At 64.3% G+C, this 17369-nt stretch carries 11 protein-coding genes and 1 pseudogene; 8 read left to right on the forward strand and 4 right to left on the reverse strand.

All coding sequences use genetic code 11. The features are described 5' to 3' along the window. Positions 1-30 precede the first annotated feature (30 nt). The gene (locus tag ACW17Z_RS00410; protein WP_419321293.1) at positions 31-1455 is read left to right on the forward strand and encodes a helix-turn-helix domain-containing protein; all 1425 of its coding nucleotides are present in this window, start codon (positions 31-33) and stop codon (positions 1453-1455) included. Positions 1456-1554: 99 nt separating this feature from the next. On the opposite strand, the gene ACW17Z_RS00415 is transcribed toward ACW17Z_RS00410, so the two are convergent. Then, complete coding sequence (locus ACW17Z_RS00415) at positions 1555-3603, reverse strand: phytase (RefSeq protein ID WP_492057185.1); 2049 nt, start codon at positions 3601-3603, stop codon at positions 1555-1557. 330 nt (positions 3604-3933) lie between these two features. Here ACW17Z_RS00415 and ACW17Z_RS00420 point away from each other — a divergent pair, with 330 nt between their 5' ends. Next, positions 3934-4941 (forward strand): LacI family DNA-binding transcriptional regulator, encoded by a 1008-nt coding sequence (locus ACW17Z_RS00420; RefSeq protein WP_492057186.1) that lies wholly within the window; start codon positions 3934-3936, stop codon positions 4939-4941. 10 nt (positions 4942-4951) lie between these two features. On the opposite strand, the gene ACW17Z_RS00425 is transcribed toward ACW17Z_RS00420, so the two are convergent. Continuing rightward, on the reverse strand, positions 4952-5935 hold the full coding sequence (locus ACW17Z_RS00425) for a YeiH family protein (protein WP_492057187.1): 984 nt from the start codon (positions 5933-5935) through the stop codon (positions 4952-4954). A 472-nt stretch (positions 5936-6407) separates the two neighbouring features. Between ACW17Z_RS00425 and ACW17Z_RS00430 the strand changes: the two genes are divergently transcribed. The 6 genes from ACW17Z_RS00430 to ACW17Z_RS00455 all read left to right on the forward strand — a co-directional run bounded on the left by ACW17Z_RS00430 (position 6408) and on the right by ACW17Z_RS00455 (position 14696). Beyond that, positions 6408-7238: an aldo/keto reductase gene (locus ACW17Z_RS00430; RefSeq protein ID WP_492057188.1), complete on the forward strand. Its 831-nt coding sequence runs from the start codon at positions 6408-6410 to the stop codon at positions 7236-7238. Beyond that, a complete protein-coding gene (locus ACW17Z_RS00435) occupies positions 7235-8299 on the forward strand; it encodes an LLM class flavin-dependent oxidoreductase (protein WP_492057189.1) in 1065 nt (354 codons plus the stop codon). Before ACW17Z_RS00430 ends, ACW17Z_RS00435 begins: the two co-directional genes overlap by 4 nt. Next, positions 8299-8898, forward strand: a complete 600-nt coding sequence (locus tag ACW17Z_RS00440) for an NADPH-dependent FMN reductase (protein ID WP_492057190.1) — start codon at positions 8299-8301, stop codon at positions 8896-8898. The genes ACW17Z_RS00435 and ACW17Z_RS00440 overlap by 1 nt, the downstream gene beginning before the upstream one ends. 116 nt (positions 8899-9014) lie before the next feature. Then, positions 9015-11351 carry a TonB-dependent receptor gene (locus tag ACW17Z_RS00445; RefSeq protein WP_492057191.1) on the forward strand — a complete coding sequence of 779 codons (2337 nt, stop codon included), beginning with the start codon at positions 9015-9017 and terminating at the stop codon, positions 11349-11351. 103 nt (positions 11352-11454) lie between these two features. Continuing rightward, positions 11455-13464 (forward strand): alpha-glucosidase, encoded by a 2010-nt coding sequence (locus ACW17Z_RS00450; RefSeq protein ID WP_492057192.1) that lies wholly within the window; start codon positions 11455-11457, stop codon positions 13462-13464. After that, the gene (locus tag ACW17Z_RS00455) at positions 13464-14696 is read left to right on the forward strand and encodes an MFS transporter (RefSeq protein WP_492057193.1); all 1233 of its coding nucleotides are present in this window, start codon (positions 13464-13466) and stop codon (positions 14694-14696) included. The genes ACW17Z_RS00450 and ACW17Z_RS00455 overlap by 1 nt, the downstream gene beginning before the upstream one ends. A gap of 840 nt (positions 14697-15536) precedes the next feature. On the opposite strand, the pseudogene ACW17Z_RS00460 reads toward ACW17Z_RS00455, so the two are convergent. Continuing rightward, positions 15537-15682, reverse strand: a pseudogene (locus ACW17Z_RS00460) (hypothetical protein); the annotation flags it as partial. A 201-nt stretch (positions 15683-15883) separates the two neighbouring features. Then, entirely contained in the window at positions 15884-17266 is a 1383-nt protein-coding gene (locus ACW17Z_RS00465; RefSeq protein WP_492057194.1) for a serine hydrolase domain-containing protein, read from the reverse strand. Positions 17267-17369 lie beyond the last annotated feature (103 nt).

Genomic DNA, 17369 nt, shown 5'->3' on the forward strand with positions numbered 1-17369 from the left:
TTTTCTGTAAATCTGTGACAAATTGACTGAATGGCGACGCATGACAAAAAGCTGTTTCTCGGTGGCAGGCTAAAGCGGCTTCGCCGCGACATGGGCGTAACCCAGAGCCGCATGGCCGAGAACCTGGGCGTTTCGGCCAGTTATCTGAATTTGTTGGAGCGCAATCAGCGGCCGGTCACGGCACAGATCCTGCTGCGTCTGGCCGACGCCTATGATCTCGACCTGCGAAGCCTGTCGGCGGATGATCCCGGCGGCGGGGCCGGGCTGGAGGAGATACTGGCCGACCGGATGTTCGCCGATCTGGGGGTTAGTCGGCATGAGGCGGCCGAGGTCGCCGAGTTGTCGCCGGGCATGGCCGAGGCCATGTCGCGTCTGTATCGCGCCTATCTGGATCGGGGCCGTCTGATCGATCTTGGCGTTTTCGAGCGGCCGGATGGCTCCGTGACGTCCTCATCGCAGACTTCGACCGATTGGGTGCGCGATCTGGTCGGATCACAGCGAAACCACTTCGCCGAACTGGAGACGGCGGCCGAGGCCATCGTTGCGGCCATGAAGGCTGACCATCAGGACCTCGGACCGGCTGTGCGGGCGCGGTTGCTGGAGCGCTTCGAGATCCAGGCGCGGGTCATGCCGGTAGAGGCTATGGCCAGTTCGCTGCGTCGCTATGACCATCACCGCAAGCGCCTGATGCTCTCCGAGACCCTGGCGCCGGCCAGCCGGATCTTCGCCATGTGCTATCAGTTGGGTCTGATGGAGGCTGACGAGACGCTGTCGACCCTGGCCGATCGTTTCCAGGCGCCGGACCGCGCCACGCGTCAGCTGCTCAAGGTCTTTCTCGGCAACTACCTGGCGGCGGCGATCATGACGCCCTACGAACCGTTTCTGGCGGCCATGGAGGCCAGCGGCTACGACATCGAGCGGGTGCGCTCGCGTTTTGGGATCAGCTATGAACAGGCCGCCCAGCGCCTGACCACACTCAGCCGACCCGGGTCGCGTGGAACTCCGTTCTTCATGATGCGCCTGGATGCGGCGGGGAATATCTCCAAGCGCTTCGCGGCGGGTCCATTTCCGTTCTCGCGCTTTGGCGGAGCCTGTCCGCGCTGGAACGTCCACGACAGCTTCAAGACGCCGGGACGGATCATCACCCAGGTGATCGAGACCCCGGACGGGCAGCGCTACTTCACGCTGTCGCGGACGGTGCGCCGCGTTTCGGGCCTGCAGGCCGGATTGGAAGACGAGTTGGTCGTGGGGCTGGGGTGCGAGCTGAAATACGCCAGTAAGCTGGTCTATGCCCGGGGCCTCGACATGGCCTCGCCGATGACGGTCGAGATCGGCCCGTCATGCCGGATCTGCGAGCGTCCCGCCTGTCCACAGCGGGCGGCAGCTCCGATCAACAGGACCTTGCTGGTTGAGGAGTCCAGCAAGGCCCTGTCGCCTTTTCCGTTCGTGACCTGACGCTCAGGTTTTGCGGCGGGATCGGTCGTGCATTGGGGAGACGTTGGTCTTGCCAGACCAACGGGATTTCGGGGCGAAACTTCAGTTCGCGCTTTGCGCTCAGCGAAGCCCCATTTTTCCAGCGATCGTTGACCAGGGGACCAGCTTGAAGTTCTGATTCTCGGGTGGCGAAACGTTGCGGCCGTCCTGGGCGATGAAGGCTCCGCTTTCCAGGCCCGCGCCCAGCGAGAGGCTGGTGACCTCCAGGCCATCGGTTTCGGAGACGCCGTCGATGCCGGTCGCGCCGTCGGCGATCACGGCGAACGAGCCGACATAGGCGTTGTCACCCTCGCGCCGGAACAGGGCGTAGCTGTTGTTGCCCTGGCTGGAGACCACCAGATAGCCCTTGCCGCCAGCTTGCGCGTAAAGGCCCACGCCCTCCAGATCGTCCTTCAGGGCGGAGTTGTCGACCACCCGGACCACGGACTTGCGGGCCGTCCCGGTCGAGGGCTCGGCGCCCAGCTTCCACAGGGCGGTGTCTTCCTCGGCGATGTAGAGCGCGCCGGTTTCGTCGTCGGCGACGCAGCCTTCTGTCTGGGTGTCGAACTTCAGATCGCGAACCTGCTGGGCCTTGACCTTGCCGCCAGGGGTGGCGAGCAGTTTCCACTGCCGCACGCCGCCGTCGGGATCGCTGATGAACACAAAGGTTGCGCCGCTCTTGTTGCGATACATGCACAAACCGTAGGGATCGGAGAGGCCTGTCGCCTGCAGGCCGTCGGCGACGCTGGTCAGCAGCCTCGTGTCGGGATCGATGGTGTAGATCGCGATGGCCTTGCGGGTGCGGTCGCTGGCGGTGACCAGGGTGACAGTCTTGCCGCCCAGCGTGAAGCCGCCGCGCAGGTCGACATTGTTCATCTTGCCGTCGGGCAGGGACTGCAGCAGCTTGCCCGACAGGTCATAGACGAGCAAGCCGCCCTTCTTGTCGGTGGCGATGATGGCGTTTTTCTTCGGATCGGTCGGGTGGACGAAGATGGCCGGGTCGTCGGCCGCGTCGCCGCCGTTCTCGACGGGCGGCGTCTCCATGGTCGCCTGGACGAGGGCCAGAGTGCTGGGCGTCGCCTGGGGCGCGGCCTGGCCGGGCGAGACCTTCAAGGCGGCGGCGACGTCCTGCCATGACAGCACCTGGGTGTTGGCCCCGACCTTGCGGTCGTCCGTGACCAGCAGGGCGCCGGCCGGCAGGCCCGGGCCGACGGGAGCGCGCAGGCCGAACAGGCCAGCGGGGCCTTGGATGGCGTCCGCGCCCTTGGCCTGGACGCGGAAGGCGCCCAGGAACCGGTCATCGGCGTTGCGGTCATAGACGTTGTAGTCGCCGGCGTCGGCGTTGACGGCGACCAGGTAATTGCCCTGGTCGCCGCCGTTCAGGATAGCCAGACCGCCCACCTCGCCCTTGATGCGGCCCAGACGGTTGATGTCGATCACTGTGGCCACAGTCTCGGCCTCGGGGTCGGCGTCATAGCGCCAGATGCCGACCGCCTGCTGGGCGACATAGAGGGCGCCCGAAGGGTCGTCGGCGACGCAGTACTTGGCTTCTGACGACAGGTGCAGGCGGCGGACCAGACGGCCGTCCAGCTTGCCGTCAGCGGTGGAATACAGCAGCCACTGATCCAGCTGACCGTCGCCGCCGAGGGCGAAAGCGTACAGCGAGCCGTCGCGGGGGCTCTTGTGCAGGCACAGGCCTTCGCCGGCATAGCCCAGCATCAGCGGGCGCGCGTCGATCGCCTGGGCCTGGCCCGAGGTGAAGTCATAGCTGGAAAGGCGGATGCGGCCAGCCTGGCGATCCAGTACCGCCAGCACCGTCTGGCCGCCGATCTCGCGCGTATCGACTCCATAGGTTTCGCCGCCGGGCAGGGCGGCCTTGCGGGCGCCATCCAGGCTATGGAACTCAAGCCCGCCCAGTTCTCCGGTCGCGGCGATGATGCTCTTGCCGGGGTCAGCGCTGTTATGGAGCAGGGCGGCGGCGTTGGCCCCGCCTTGCTCGGTGGGAACGGTCGCACCTACAGCAGCGACGCTCACCGTCGGTGCGGCCTGCGTGGCTTGGGCAAGAGCCTGATCTGCGACGAACAACAGCGCTAGAGCGCTGGCGGCGAGGTGTTGGCGGCGATGGATCATGATGTGTCCCTCTGTATCGCATCTTCGATGTGCGATTGGCCTGACCCGAAGGTGCAGACGCCAAAGCCGAGACCTGGATGCTACCGATTTGGCCTCTCCTACAGCTTTCAATCGAAGGAATACAGGTCGGCCGCGTTGCGGGCGCGCCAGGTTGGAACTTTGACGTCCTCCCAATGGCGACGCCGCCGAGCTGGTAGCGCCAGCGGCTTGATTCCGGGACGCAGCTTGGTTCTGGCGTGGTCAATTGCGTCGTCACGCTATCGAGACGATGTGCAGATTTCACCGATATGGCCTAGGGTTCCTATCCAGAGTCGAGGATGATCCTACCGGATGCGCGCTACGATCAAGGATGTGTCAGCGGCCGCCGGCGTCTCGACCAAGACCGTGTCGCGTGTGCTCAATCGAGAGAAATACGTTTCGGCGGAACTGCGGCAGCGGGTCGAGGGCGCGATGGCGCGACTCAACTTTCAGCCCAGCGCGGCGGCGCGCATGTTGGCTGGAAAACGCAGCCATCAGATCGCGCTTTTCTATGACAATCAGGGCCCTCATTACATCCATCAGATCCAGACCGGGATCTGGGAACGGTGCGTTGAAGAGGGTGTGCGGCTCCTGGCTCAGCCCAGTGACGCGGCCTCGCCCAGCCTGGCCTTGGAAGTCGGTGGCCTGATCGACCAGACCCAGGTGGATGGCGTGATCCTGTCTTCGCCGGTCACCGACTCGATTGCCGCGCTTGAGGAACTAGACCGGCGCGGCATGCCCTATGTCCGCATCTCGCCCGGCACCGATCATGGCCGCAGTCCGTCGGTGTCGATGGACGACGTCCAGGCCGCCGACGACATGACCAGCCACCTGATCGCGCTGGGACACAAGCGGATAGGCTTTATCGTCGGCCACCCCAATCACACGGCAAGCGACCTGCGGCTGTTCGGCTATCGCCGGGCGCTGGACCGCGCCGGCCTGGCGTTCGAGCCTCAATATGTCCGGCCGGGCCTGTTCGACTTCGCCTCGGGCGTGGAGGCGGCCGAAACCCTGCTCGACTTGCCCAATCCGCCCACCGCGATCTTCGCCAGCAATGACGACATGGCCGCCGGCGTGCTGACGGTAGCCCATCGGCGGGGCATGGCGCTGCCGGGGGACCTTTCGGTCGCCGGCTTTGACGATATCGCCCTTGCCGGACAGCTTTGGCCGCCTTTGACCACGGTGCGACAACCGACGCGGCAGTTGGCCTATGCCGCCGCCAGCCTGCTGTTCGAGGGCGTCGGGAGCCCGGCCCACCGCCGCTTGCCGCACGAGCTTGTCCTGCGCGCATCGACCGCCGCGCCCAAGACCCCTTCGTAGAGGGCCAAGCCTAGGCCGGGATCAGGAACTTCGCCGCCAGGATGCTCAACACCAGGGCGATCAACGTGGCGATGACGATGATGAGCAGAGGGCGCAAGCCATGCTCGGTCAACGATTTCATGTTCGAACGAATGCCTGTGGCGGTCACCGCGCAGGCGAGCAGGGCGGCGGCAGCCTTGCTGGAGCCCTCGGCCACCACGGCAGGTATCAGGCCGAACGAGTTGATGGCCGCCAGGCCGAAAAACCCGACCACGAACCAGGGCAGGATGAACGTGGAGATCCTGGCCTCGGGATCCTTGGGAAAAAACACTGCTACCACCATCATCGCCGGGGCCAGCAGCGCCACGCGGGTCAGCTTGACGATGGCGGCGTTCTCTCCGGCGGCCGGCGAGAACGAATAGCCGGCTCCCAGGGACTGGGCGACGTCGTGGATCGAAGCGCCCAGCATGAAGCCGGCCTGGACGTCGCTGAAGTGCAGGTGGCGCGCCAGGATCGGATAGACGGTCATGGCCAGTGTGCTCATCGCCGAGATGCCGACCAGGACCAGGGTCAGTTGGGCCTGTGGCGTGCGGCGCTCACCCAGCAGGCTGGCGAAGGCCATGGCCGCCGAGGCTCCGCAGATCGCCACGGCGCCGCCGCACAGCGCGCCGAACGCCCCCGAGAACCCGAAACGTCGAGCCAGGAACACGCTGCTGCTCAGGGTGATGGCTACGATGGCGACGACCGCGATCAGGGCGGCGGGACCCAGCTGGACGATCTGGCCAAAGGTGATGCGCGTGGCGACCAGCACGATGCCCCAGCGCAGCAGGGTGCGCGAGGCGATGGTCAGGCCAGGCTCGAGTCGCGTGTCTTCGGCGAGGAAGCTCATCGACAGGCCAAACAGCAGGCACATCAGGGTGAGCGGCGCGCCGTAGTGGTCTGAGACATAGGCTGCAGCCAGGGTCGCCAGGGTCGCAACTGCTAGACCGGGTGCATAGACGCTGCCTCGGATCATCGATTTTCCCCGGAATCGTCCCGATTCACGCAAATTTCGCAGCGCAAGTCGCCATACACCAATGTGACACCGTTATCATATCGGAGGCGCTGGGCAACCGGATGAAGCGACGTCACCCGAGAATTCGGAATACTCGGTGCGACAATCGGACGGATTTCGTCTGTGAATTGTCAAATCCAAGATTTTGAAAATACAATTCGCTTTGAAGAATTCTAATACATCTAATTTGGGCCAGATGCACAAATATATATTGATTTTTTTGAGTAAATTGAATCGCTGCGATGCACTTTAAAAGTAAGCTCAGTTCGTTTCGCCAACTTTTCGCGTTGGCGGTGAAAATTTATGGATGCGAAGCAGCGTTGCCATAACGTCGCTCTTCGCTAGTATGACAGCGATGACATACCTGATTGCCCCTCCTGAAAGCCGCCCCCTGTATGAGGGTGGCCCGCGCGTATCCTCGGTCGCTTGGGGGATGTGGCGCTTTCGCGGCGCTGATGTCGGCGCGGCGCGATCGCTGATTCTGGCCGCGCTTGACGCCGGCGTGACCCTCTTTGATACGGCCGATATCTACGGTCCCGACAACGGCGAAGGCTTTGGCGCTTCAGAGGCTCTGCTGGGTCAAGTCCTGGCGGCGTCGCCCGAGTTGGCCCGTCGCATGGTTGTCGCCACCAAGGGCGGCATCGTCATCGGAACGCCCTATAATTCCAGTGAGGCCTACGTCGCTTCGGCCATCGATGCGTCGCTGCAGCGCCTGGGCGTTGAACACGTCGCGCTGTGGCAGATCCATCGTCCGGACATCCTGACCCATCCCGCTGAGACCGCCCGCGCGCTGGAAGCCGCGCACAAGGCCGGAAAGATTGGCGCAGTGGGGGTGTCGAACTACACACCCTCGCAGGTCGAGGCCCTGGCGGCGCATCTGTCGCTGCCGGTCGTGTCCTGCCAGCCCGAGTTCTCGCCTTTGGCGATCGCCCCCCTAAGTGACGGTGTCCTGGATCAGGCTATTGCGCGGAGCATGACGGTGCTGGCCTGGTCGCCCTTGGGCGGCGGACGTCTGGCTTCGCCGACGGATGACCGCGCTCGCGCCGTGAGCGCCATTCTCGACGAGATCGCCGAGACGTTCGGCGTGTCCCGGTCGGCGGCGGCCTATAGCTGGATCATGGCGCATCCCGCCCACCCCATTCCAATCGTCGGCACGCAAACTCCGGCCCGTATTGCCGAAATCCCCGACGCTTATCGGCCGCGCTGGACGCGCACTGACTGGTATCGCGTCCTCGTCGCCTCCATGGGAGCGCCCTTGCCATGAACCGTCCCCCTTGCGAGATCAGCTGGTTTTCCGCCCTCTGCGATGACGACTACGAGTTCCTGGGTGTTCCGGATCTGAAGCTGAAATCCAGCTGGGAACACTGTCGCGATATCGTCCTGCAGGCCGAGTCCGGTGGGTTTGACAACATCCTGCTGCCGTCCGGCTATGAGCTGGGCATCGACACCACGGCTTTCGCCGCCGGCGTCGCGCCGCTGTTGCGTCGCATGCGCCTGCTGATGGCCGTGCGGATCGGCGAAATGTGGCCGCCACAACTGGCGCGGCAGATCGCGACGATCGACCGGATGCTGGGCGGCCGCCTGACCGTCAACATCATCTCCTCTGACATGCCAGGAGAGAAGCTAGCCTCTGCTCCGCGCTATGCTCGCACCGTCGAGGCGATGAGCATTCTCAAGACCATGCTGAACGGCGAGGCGCTGGATCACCAGGGCGAGTTCTGGAACCTGAAGCTGGATCCGCCGCGCGTTGGCACAGTCTCGGGCAAGGCCCCGCTACTCTATTTCGGCGGCCTGTCGGAAGATGCCCGGGAGGCCGCAGCCAAGGGTTGCGACGTCTTCCTGATGTGGCCGGACAAGAAGGAGGTGGTCGCCGAGATCATCGCCGACATGACCGCCCGAGCCGCCAAATACGGCCGTACGCTGCGCTACGGCTACCGCGCCCACGTCGTCGTTCGCGACAGCGAGAGTGAGGCCCGCACCGCCGCCGACCGCCTGCTAAGCAAGCTGGACGAAGACGCCGGCGCCGCCATCCGCGCCAAGTCTCTGGACTCGACCTCGGTTGGGGTCCAGGCCCAGGCCGCGTTGCGCGCAGGCGCCAAGGACGATGGCTACGCCGAGGCAAACCTTTGGACCGGGGTGGGCAGGGCGCGTTCGGGCTGCGGCGCGGCGATCGTCGGTGATCCCGATCAGGTGCTGGCCAAGCTCAACGACTACCGCGACATGGGCATCGAGGCCTTCATTCTGTCGGGCTACCCGCACGCGGCCGAGGCCGACCTGTTTGCCCGCCATGTGTTGCCGCACATCGATCACGGGCCGCTGGTCTAGTGCACGCCTCCAACGATCACCACGCCGGGAGCCGGCCTTTCGTCGTCGGCATCGGCGGCACGGCCGGCGGTTCGTCCTCGACCGAGCGCGCCCTGGCGATCGCCATGAAGGCTGTCGCTGCGCGCGGTGTCGACACCCAGATGTTCGGCGGCGAGTTCCTGGCGCGGCTTCCGATCTATGTGCCCAAGGCGCCGCAGCAGACGGCCGAGGAGATCCAGTTCGTCGAGACGGTGCGCCGTGCCGACGGCCTGGTGATCGCCTCGCCCGGCTATCACGGCAGCGTCTCGGGCATGATCAAGAATGCGCTGGACCTCCTCGAGGAAACCGCGCGCGACAGTCGGGTCTATCTGAGCGGCATGCCGGTTGGCCTGGTGGTCACCGCCTATGGCTGGCAGGCGACGGGCAGCACGATATCGGCTTTGCGATCAATCGTGCACGCGTTGCGTGGCTGGCCCACGCCGATGGCCGCCGCGATCAACACCTCCGCGTCGCGGTTCGGAGACGACGGAACCTGCGAAGATCCTGCCGCTACAGCACAATTGGGCCTGATCGGCGATCAGGTCGTCGACTTTCTGCAACTGCATCGGAAGTCGGCATGACCGCCCTGGGAGGGTGCTGAAAGGCCTCTCAGTTTTTCTAGAAAGACCAAGCCTCATCAAGAGGCGAATAAGCCTACCCAAGAGGTAGGAATTAAGAAGTGGGAGGGAATTGAGACATGAAAATTCACACGAAACGCGCACGCATGCTGGTCGGCACGGCGCTCACGACGCTGGTTCTGGGCGGCTTCGCGGTCACGCCGGCCCTGGCCCAGTCCAATGACGACGCGCCGGTCATCGCTGAAGTGATCGTCACCGCGCAGAAGCGCTCGGAAAACCTGCAGAAGGTTCCGATCTCCATCAGTGTCGTCAGTGGCGAAGCCATGGAGCGCGCCAACGTCAATTCGGCGGAACAGCTGATCCAGATGGCGCCGTCCCTGACCTTCAGGAAGGGCAACACCAACAAGGACTCGGCCCTGACCGTGCGTGGCGTGGGCACCGTCTCCTTCGCATCGGGCGTTGAGCCTTCGGTCTCGACCATCGTTGACGGCGTGGTCTATGCCCGTAGCGGTCAGGCCACCGCCGATTTCCTGGACCTGGAGCGCATTGAAATCCTGCGTGGCCCGCAAGGCACCCTGTTTGGCAAGAACGCTTCCGCCGGCGTGATCAGCCTGATCACGCGCGCGCCGAAGCAAGAAAAGAGCGGCTATATCGACGCCTCCTACTACGAGGGCAACGAGTACAGGCTGCGCGGCGCGATCTCGGGTCCGCTCTCGGACACGCTAGCCGGGTCGCTGGCCGGCTTCTTCAGCCACTATGACGGCAACGGCAAGAACGTCTTCAACGGCGAAGACGTGAATGGCTACGAGCACAATGGCCTGCGCGGCCGCCTGCGCTGGGAGCCGAATGAAGACCTTACCGTCGACCTGATCGCCGACTATTCGCACAACGTCGACACCGGCTATGCGGACAGCATCGGCACGGTGTTCTCGAGCGCCTACAACGACGCCGTGTTCTCGCCGTCGCTGAAGCCGCTGACGCCGGGCGCCGGCAACAAGGACATCGACAACGACCAGTCGCCGTCGACCAAGGACATTAACAGCGGCTTCTCGGCCCAGGTGAACTACTCGTTGGGCGACTATACGGTCACCTCGATCACGGCCTACCGCAACTGGAAGAACCAGCAGGCGCGGGACGGCGATTTCCGCTCTGACTCCCCGAAATACGTCGCGACCGGAGCCCTGGCGGCTGACATCCGGACTGCCGACTATGGACGGCTGAACTTCGACCAGTTCACGCAGGAACTGCGGCTCGCGTCCCCGACCGGCCAGTTCTTCGAATATGTCGGCGGGCTCTATTATTACCATACTTGGGAGAGCAACTACTTCACCCGTACGGTCACCAATTGCACCAGTTCAACCCTGGCGCCGGTGACCCTGGGCGCTCTGGGGGCGGCAACGCCCTGCGCGCCGGGCTCCTCGACCTATGCCGCCAACCAGGGCATCGGCGAGTTCTCGGCGACCCTGACCAATTATGCCGCCTTCGGGCAGGGCACGTTGAACTTCTCCGAACGCCTGCGCGGCATCGTTGGCGGCCGCTGGACCGAGGACAAGATCGAGTTCGTCCATCGCCGCCTCCGCACCTCGGGCGCGGCGGGCCTCAGCGGCGTCAACCCGACCTTCTCGGGGACGGGCGGCACCAAGGCTGATGGTTGGTCGGGCAAGGTTGGTCTGCAGTATGATGTCCTGCCGACCATTCTGGCCTATGGCAGCTATACGCGGGGCTACAAGGGCCCGGCGATGAACGTGTTCTTCAACATGCAGGCCACCGACAATTTCGGCATCGCGCCGGAAACCTCGGACGCCTACGAGATCGGCGCCAAGTCGCGTCTTCTGGACGGCCGCCTGATCCTGAACCTGTCGGCGTTCAACACGACCTATGACAACTTCCAGGCCACGAACCTGGATCTGATCGGCACCACGGTGGTTTCGCGCCTCACGAATGCCGGTACGGTCAAGACCCAGGGCTTTGAGGCCGACTTCACGCTGGAGCCGATCCGGAACCTGCGACTGAACGGCGGCTACGCCTATATTGACGCCAAGATCGACAAGTTCAAATGCCCGCCCACCGGCGCCTGCCCGGCATTGGCGATCAACGGCAAGCCTCTGCCCCTGTCGTCCAAGCACAAGGTCTCGTTGAACACGAGCTACTTCGTGCCGCTGGAAGGCCAGAAGTTCGACTTGGACTTCAATGTCGGCGCGCAATACCAGAGCAAGATGGGTTTCGACATCAATCAGAACCCTAATGCTGTCCAGAAGGGCTATGGCACCATCGACGCCAGCGTCGCTTTTGTCAGCAAGGACAACAGGTTGCGCCTGGCTCTGATCGGTAAGAATCTTGCCGACCAGCAGTTCGTCATCAACCGCATCCCCAACGGCGCGTCGTTCCTGCGGCAGATCACGCCGCGTGACGCCGAGCGCTATTTCGGCGCGAGCCTCCGCTACAACCTCTTCTAGTCCGCCTATCCTGCAAACGGGCCCGGCGACCTTTCCCCAAGCCGGGCCCGTTCTTTTTCAGATCGTATCGCGTGACGATGCGCCCGCCGTGCGGAGTAGAGACGTGCTCAAGCTTATCGCCCTCGAGGATGGTTTCGAAATCCAGGCGGCTGGCAAAACCGTGCTGCGTCATGCGCCGGACGCGCCGTGCCTGTTCATCGGACGCGGCGAGGCCGACGTTCAAATGCAGCGCGGCAATTTCGCCATCTCTGACTATGTCAGTGAGCGGATCGCCCTGCGCTCGGCAACGCCTTCGAAGGGCGAGGGCCGTGTTCGCATCGGTTTCGCCGCGGCCAGCGGTGGCCCCGAACTGCTCGCGATCGAGGTCGTCGAGAGCGGTCACATCCGCTTCATGCCCGGCGCCGAAGCCATCAACCGCCTGTGGCTGCGTGTGCCCGCAGAGGTTGGCGAAAACGTCTGGGGCGGCGGCGAGCAGCTGTCCTATTTCGACATGCGCGGCCGTCATTTCCCGCTGTGGACCTCCGAGCCGGGCGTCGGTCGGGACAAGTCGACCCATCTGACCTGGATGGCCGATCAGGCCGGCGCGGGCGGCGACTATTTCCACACCAACTATCCCCAGCCGACCTTCATCTCGTCGCGCCGCTATGCGCTGCACGTCGAGACCACGGCCTATTCGGCTTTCGATTTCCGCCATGCCGACTTCCACGAGATCGAGGTCTGGGAAGTCCCCGAGCGCATCGAGGTCTTCGCCGCCGAGACCTTCGTGGCCCTGGTCGGCGCGCTGTCCGATCGCTTTGGCCGCCAGCCGCCGCTGCCCGACTGGGTGCTGAACGGCGCCATCGTCGGCCTCAAGCAGGGCGACGAGAGTTTCGACCGTCTGCAAGCCTTCATCGCCTCGGGCGCGGCGCTGTCGGGTCTGTGGTGCGAGGACTGGGTGGGTCTGCGCATCACCTCGTTCGGCAAGCGCCTGTTCTGGGACTGGAAGTGGAACGCCAAGCGCTATCCGGGCCTGGATCGCAAGATCGGCGAACTGGCCCAGCAGGGCATCCGCTTCCTGGGCTACGTGAACCCCTATCTCTGCGTCGACGGCTCGCTGTTCCCGATCGCCGAAAAAGCTGGCTACCTCGCTTTGCGCCAGGATAGCGACGAGACCTATCTGGTCGACTTCGGCGAGTTCGACTGCGGCGTGGTCGACTTCACCAATCCCGAGGCCGCCGACTGGTTCGCCGACGCCATCATCGGCAAGGAGATGCTGGACTTCGGTCTGTCGGGCTGGATGGCCGATTTCGGCGAATACCTGCCCACCGATGTGCGCCTGGCCAACGGCGTCGACGGCATGCTGATGCACAATGCCTGGCCGACCATCTGGGCCAAGGTCAATGCCGACGCCGTTGAGCGGCGTGGCAAGACGGGCGAGGCGCTGTTCTTCATGCGGGCCGGCTATAGCGGCGTTCAACGCTATTGCCCGCTGCTGTGGGCTGGCGACCAGTCGGTGGACTTTACGCGCCACGACGGCATTGGCACGGTGGTCTGCGCTGCGCTCTCCTCGGGCCTGTTGGGCAACGCCTATCACCACAGCGATATCGGCGGTTACACCAGTTTGTTCGGCAATGTTCGGACGGCCGAACTGTTGATGCGCTGGAGCGAGATGGCGGCGTTCACGGCCGTGATGCGCTCGCACGAGGGCAACCGGCCCGATCAGAACCTGCAACTGGATCAGGACCCGCAGGTGCTGGCGCACTTCGCCCGCATGACCCAGGTCTATCGCCATCTGGCGCCCTATATCCGCGACTTGCGGGTTGAGGCGTCGGAGGAAGGGCTGCCGCTGCAACGGCCGCTCTTCCTGCACCATGAGGACGACCTCCAGACCTATGCCGAGCAGACGCAGTATCTGTTCGGCCGCGATCTGCTGGTCGCACCGGTGCTGGAGGCCGGTGTGAGCGCCCGCTCGGTCTATCTGCCGACGGGCGCAGGCTGGGTTCACGTCTGGTCGGGCGAGGCCTTCGAAGGCGGTCAGTCGGTCGAGATCGCCGCGCCGTTCGGTCAGCCGCCGGTCTTCCATCGCGCCGGCGCCGCCCAGGCCGACCTGTTCCAATCCCTGCGGAGCCTCTGATGGCCATGCCGACATTCAAGATCGACCGCAGGTTCCTGCTGATCATGCTGATCGCGGCCAGCATCCTCAACTATGCCGACCGGCAGATCATCGCGATCCTCAAGCCGATGCTGCAGGAGGATCTGAACTGGACCGACGCCGACTACGGTCACCTGGCGGCGATGTTCCAGCTCTCGGCGGCTGTGGCCTATCTGTTTGTCGGCTGGTTCATCGACCGGGTTGGTCTGAAGTTTGCCAACCCCTTCGCCGTGGGGTCCTGGAGCCTGGCGGCCATGGCCCACGCCTTCGCCCATACGGTAGGACAGTTCACCCTGGCGCGGATCGCCCTGGGGGCGACCGAGGCTCTGGGCACGCCGGTCGGCATCAAGACCATCGCCACCGCCTTTGAGGCCAAGTCGCGGTCAATGGCGATCGGCATCCTCAACGCGGCGGGCAATCTGGGCGCCGTCATTACCCCGCTGTTCGTTCCGTTCCTGGCCGCCGCTGTCGGCTGGCGACATACCTTCTCGATCGTCGGCGGCCTTGGTCTGGTCTGGGTCGCCGTCTGGTTCCTGACCGGAGCCTGGAACGCCGCAGCCCTCAATGCGCCTGAGCCCGAAAAGGCTGTGGCCCCCGCCAAGGTCAAGTGGAGCGAGGTTCTCAAGGACCGGGCGACCTGGGCGATCATGGGCGCCAAGGCGCTGTTTGATCAGGTCTGGTGGTTCCTGCTGTTCTGGACGCCGGACCTGCTCCACCGGGTGTTTGGCCTCAGCATCAAGGAGTTCGCGGTCCCTCTGGCCGTAATCTATCTGATGGCCGCCAGCGGCTCGCTGATCACCGGCGCGATCGTTGGACGGCTGATCGCCTCGGGCTGGTCGGTCAATCGCGCTCGCAAGACGGTGATGCTGGTCTGCGCCCTGCTGGTGGTTCCCGTGCCGCTGGTGCTCTATGTCGACAATTACTGGCTGGCCGTCGGCCTTCTGGGCATGACCCTGGCGGCGCACCAGGGCTTCTCGGTCAATGTGTTCGGGATCATCACCGACGTCATTCCCGCCAAGCGTGTCGGCACCATCACAAGCCTGGGCGCTCTGGCGGGCAATCTCGCCGGTATGGGCGTCTTGCAGCTTGCCGGCGTGCTCCTGACGAACGGCACCGGTTACATGCCGCTCTTCCTGATGGCCTCATGCGCCTATCTGCTGGCGCTGCTGTGGATCCACCTTTGGCTGCCTGTCCTGCGACTGGCCAATCCCTAGCGCGGGTCAGGTCGCGCCAAGGCGCTGCTGGATCCGGAAGGGGCGGAGTAGGGGGCACGGCTTCGCAGCCTCGCGCTTTCGCTGCGATGGGGATGGGAAGGGTCGCGGAGCGTCCGGGCCTCGCCCGGAGGATGGGATAGTTGAATACCGTTTCGACGAAGACAGACGCTCCGCGCGGCCGTTATCCGGTGAGCCCTCGGGGCGCGGGGTTTTAACCCGCTTCCGACGTTAGGCCCCCGACGGGTGGAGGGGATAGCGACCCCGTCCAGACCGCATGGGCGATTTCAGCCCATGCCTGTTGCGCATCGTGCGGGCGTCGCCAAAGGGAGTTCCCGGCGGTCCCGGTCCGGCTTCAACGCGTCCGGCCCCCGCAAGAACCGATCCGCTCCACCAGACCCTGCCGGGCCTTGGACGACGGCCGACGGACGCTTCCCGCTCGACCACCCCTGACAGCCGCAACGGTCGCCGTACGTGCGCCCTTCCCGCGCTGTCAGGTGAGATTGATTATGCAGGCGGTTTCGGCGCGTCTGATGGGCGCGATCAACTATTTTACAAGTAATTGAATTCGCTCAGGTCTACTCTGGGAAATGCGGGGATACAGTTCGGCCAATCCCCATAACTCCCGTCATTCCCGCCCTTGTGGCGGGAACCCCTCTGTCCGCCGCAGGTGCGGGAGGGGCGAAGTGCGCGCGCACTTCGCTGGCGCTTCACGTGTGAGCTGAAACAGGGGTTCCCGCCACAAGGGCGGGAATGACGGTGATCTATTGGATTGGCGTCCCGCCCCCCTTCGCGCCGAAGGGAGCCATCCTTAAATCTCACGGCGAGACGATCCCCATTCTCGCTCCACAAATGCTTGTCATCCCGGGCGGCGAAGCCGACCCGGGACCCAGGGGCCGGCGCACTGCGGTTGCTCCTGGGTCCCGGCGCTCCGCTCCGCTACGGCCGGGATGACAAGCATTTGTGTGGCTGTTGGAAGGCCTTCGCACCGAAAGGAGCCATCCTTAAATCTCACGGCGAGACGATCGCCGGTCTGTCCAGGTTGCAGCCTCCAAGAGATTTAAGGATGAGCGGGACGCGGGGCGTCCGCTTGTTGGAGGGAGGCAAAAGGGCGCCTTCGACCCGTTGCGGACCTTCGCCACCTCGAAACTGAAAGTCTTTTGTGAAGCAGGATGGTCGAGGGAGCGGCGCTAGAACGCCATTAGCCACAGGTCCGCCACCTTGCCGTCGTCGCGGACCTGGATGGCGCCGACTACCCTTTGGTTTGGCCAGGTCATTTCGAACATGACGCCGTTCGCGCCTTCGATACGCTCTTCGCGCGTGGTCACGAAGGTTTTGGGCGGCCCTAGCCGCGTCAGGCTGTCCCGATAGTCCGCTAGAACCTCAGGCGTGAGATAGGCGCAGGCTTCGCGAGTAAGGCGGCGGCAATCAACACGACCGCTGCGCAATTGAGCCACGTAGCGCCGGACCAGTGAAGCGGGCGGCTTGGCTCTCTTCTCGCCTTCGGAATAGGTATCTGGCCGGGGAAAGGCGACAGGCAGCAGCAGTTTCTCGATGCCATCAGCGATGTCCGGCACCGCCATACCGAACTCAGCGTTGACGGTGACGATGATCGCCATGCCATCGTCCGGATAGATCCGGCTCTCGGTAATCACGCCCGGCGCGAAACCGTTGTGATAGACGCGCCGATGGCCGGGCACGCCGTCGACGTAAAGTCCCAGGCCATAGCCAGCGCCCTTGCCCGTGGTCAGCATCATCTCGCGCATCATGGCGTCATACGAGGCCGGTGAGAGTAGAGAGCGGCGAACGACGCTGGCGTTCCAAAGCGCGAGGTCGGCGGCGGTCATTGAAAGCCCGCCAGCCGCATAGGCCCAGCCGCGCGCCGCCGGTTCGATCACGCGTGCAGGGCCCAGCAGGTTGCGGGTGTAACGGGTGGCGTCTCGGGCATTCGGGGCCAAGCTTTCGTTGTCGATAGCGCTGGTCATGCTCAGCGGCTTGAAAATCCTTTCGGTCAGCAGCTGGATTAGCGGCTTGCCGGAAACGATTTCGACGATCCGGCCGGCGACCGCGTAGTTAGTGTTACTGTAGTCCCAAGCCGCGCCTGGCTCGAATGCCAGCGGCATAGCGCCCCAGCGATCGACGATGGTTTGAGGCGCGATCGGCTGGCGGCGTTCCTCGGCGGTGTCCTGCCACGAGTTCTTGTAACCTGCCGTATGCGACAGCAGGTGGCGGACTGTCACCTTGTCGGCGCCAGCGAGCTTGGGGAAGAAGCGGCCGACCTTGTCGTCCAGAGACAGTTTGCCGTCCTGGACCATCAACATCACCGCCGCAGCGGTGAATTGTTTGCTGACCGAACCGATGTCGTAGCGAGTGTCCGGCGTTGCTGGCCGCGCCGGATCGAGGTTGGCCAGGCCGAACGCCTCGACATAAGCCAATTGGCCACCGACGACGACCGCTACAGAGGTCGACGGCGCGGGAGCCTTGCCGCGAGCCTCGGCGACGATGGCGCGGATATGGGTCTTCTGCTCCGGCGGGAGCGGAGCCGCTGCCGCGGAGGTCGTGACGATCGCCATACATAGACCGAGAACTATCCGCATCGCAGCTCCGTCCACCTACATTTGTAATTCTGCGGAAGCTACGCTTGTAAAATGGAGAGTCAATATTCGGCTCCAGAGC

This window comes from Caulobacter sp. GSs2 (genome assembly GCF_058680895.1).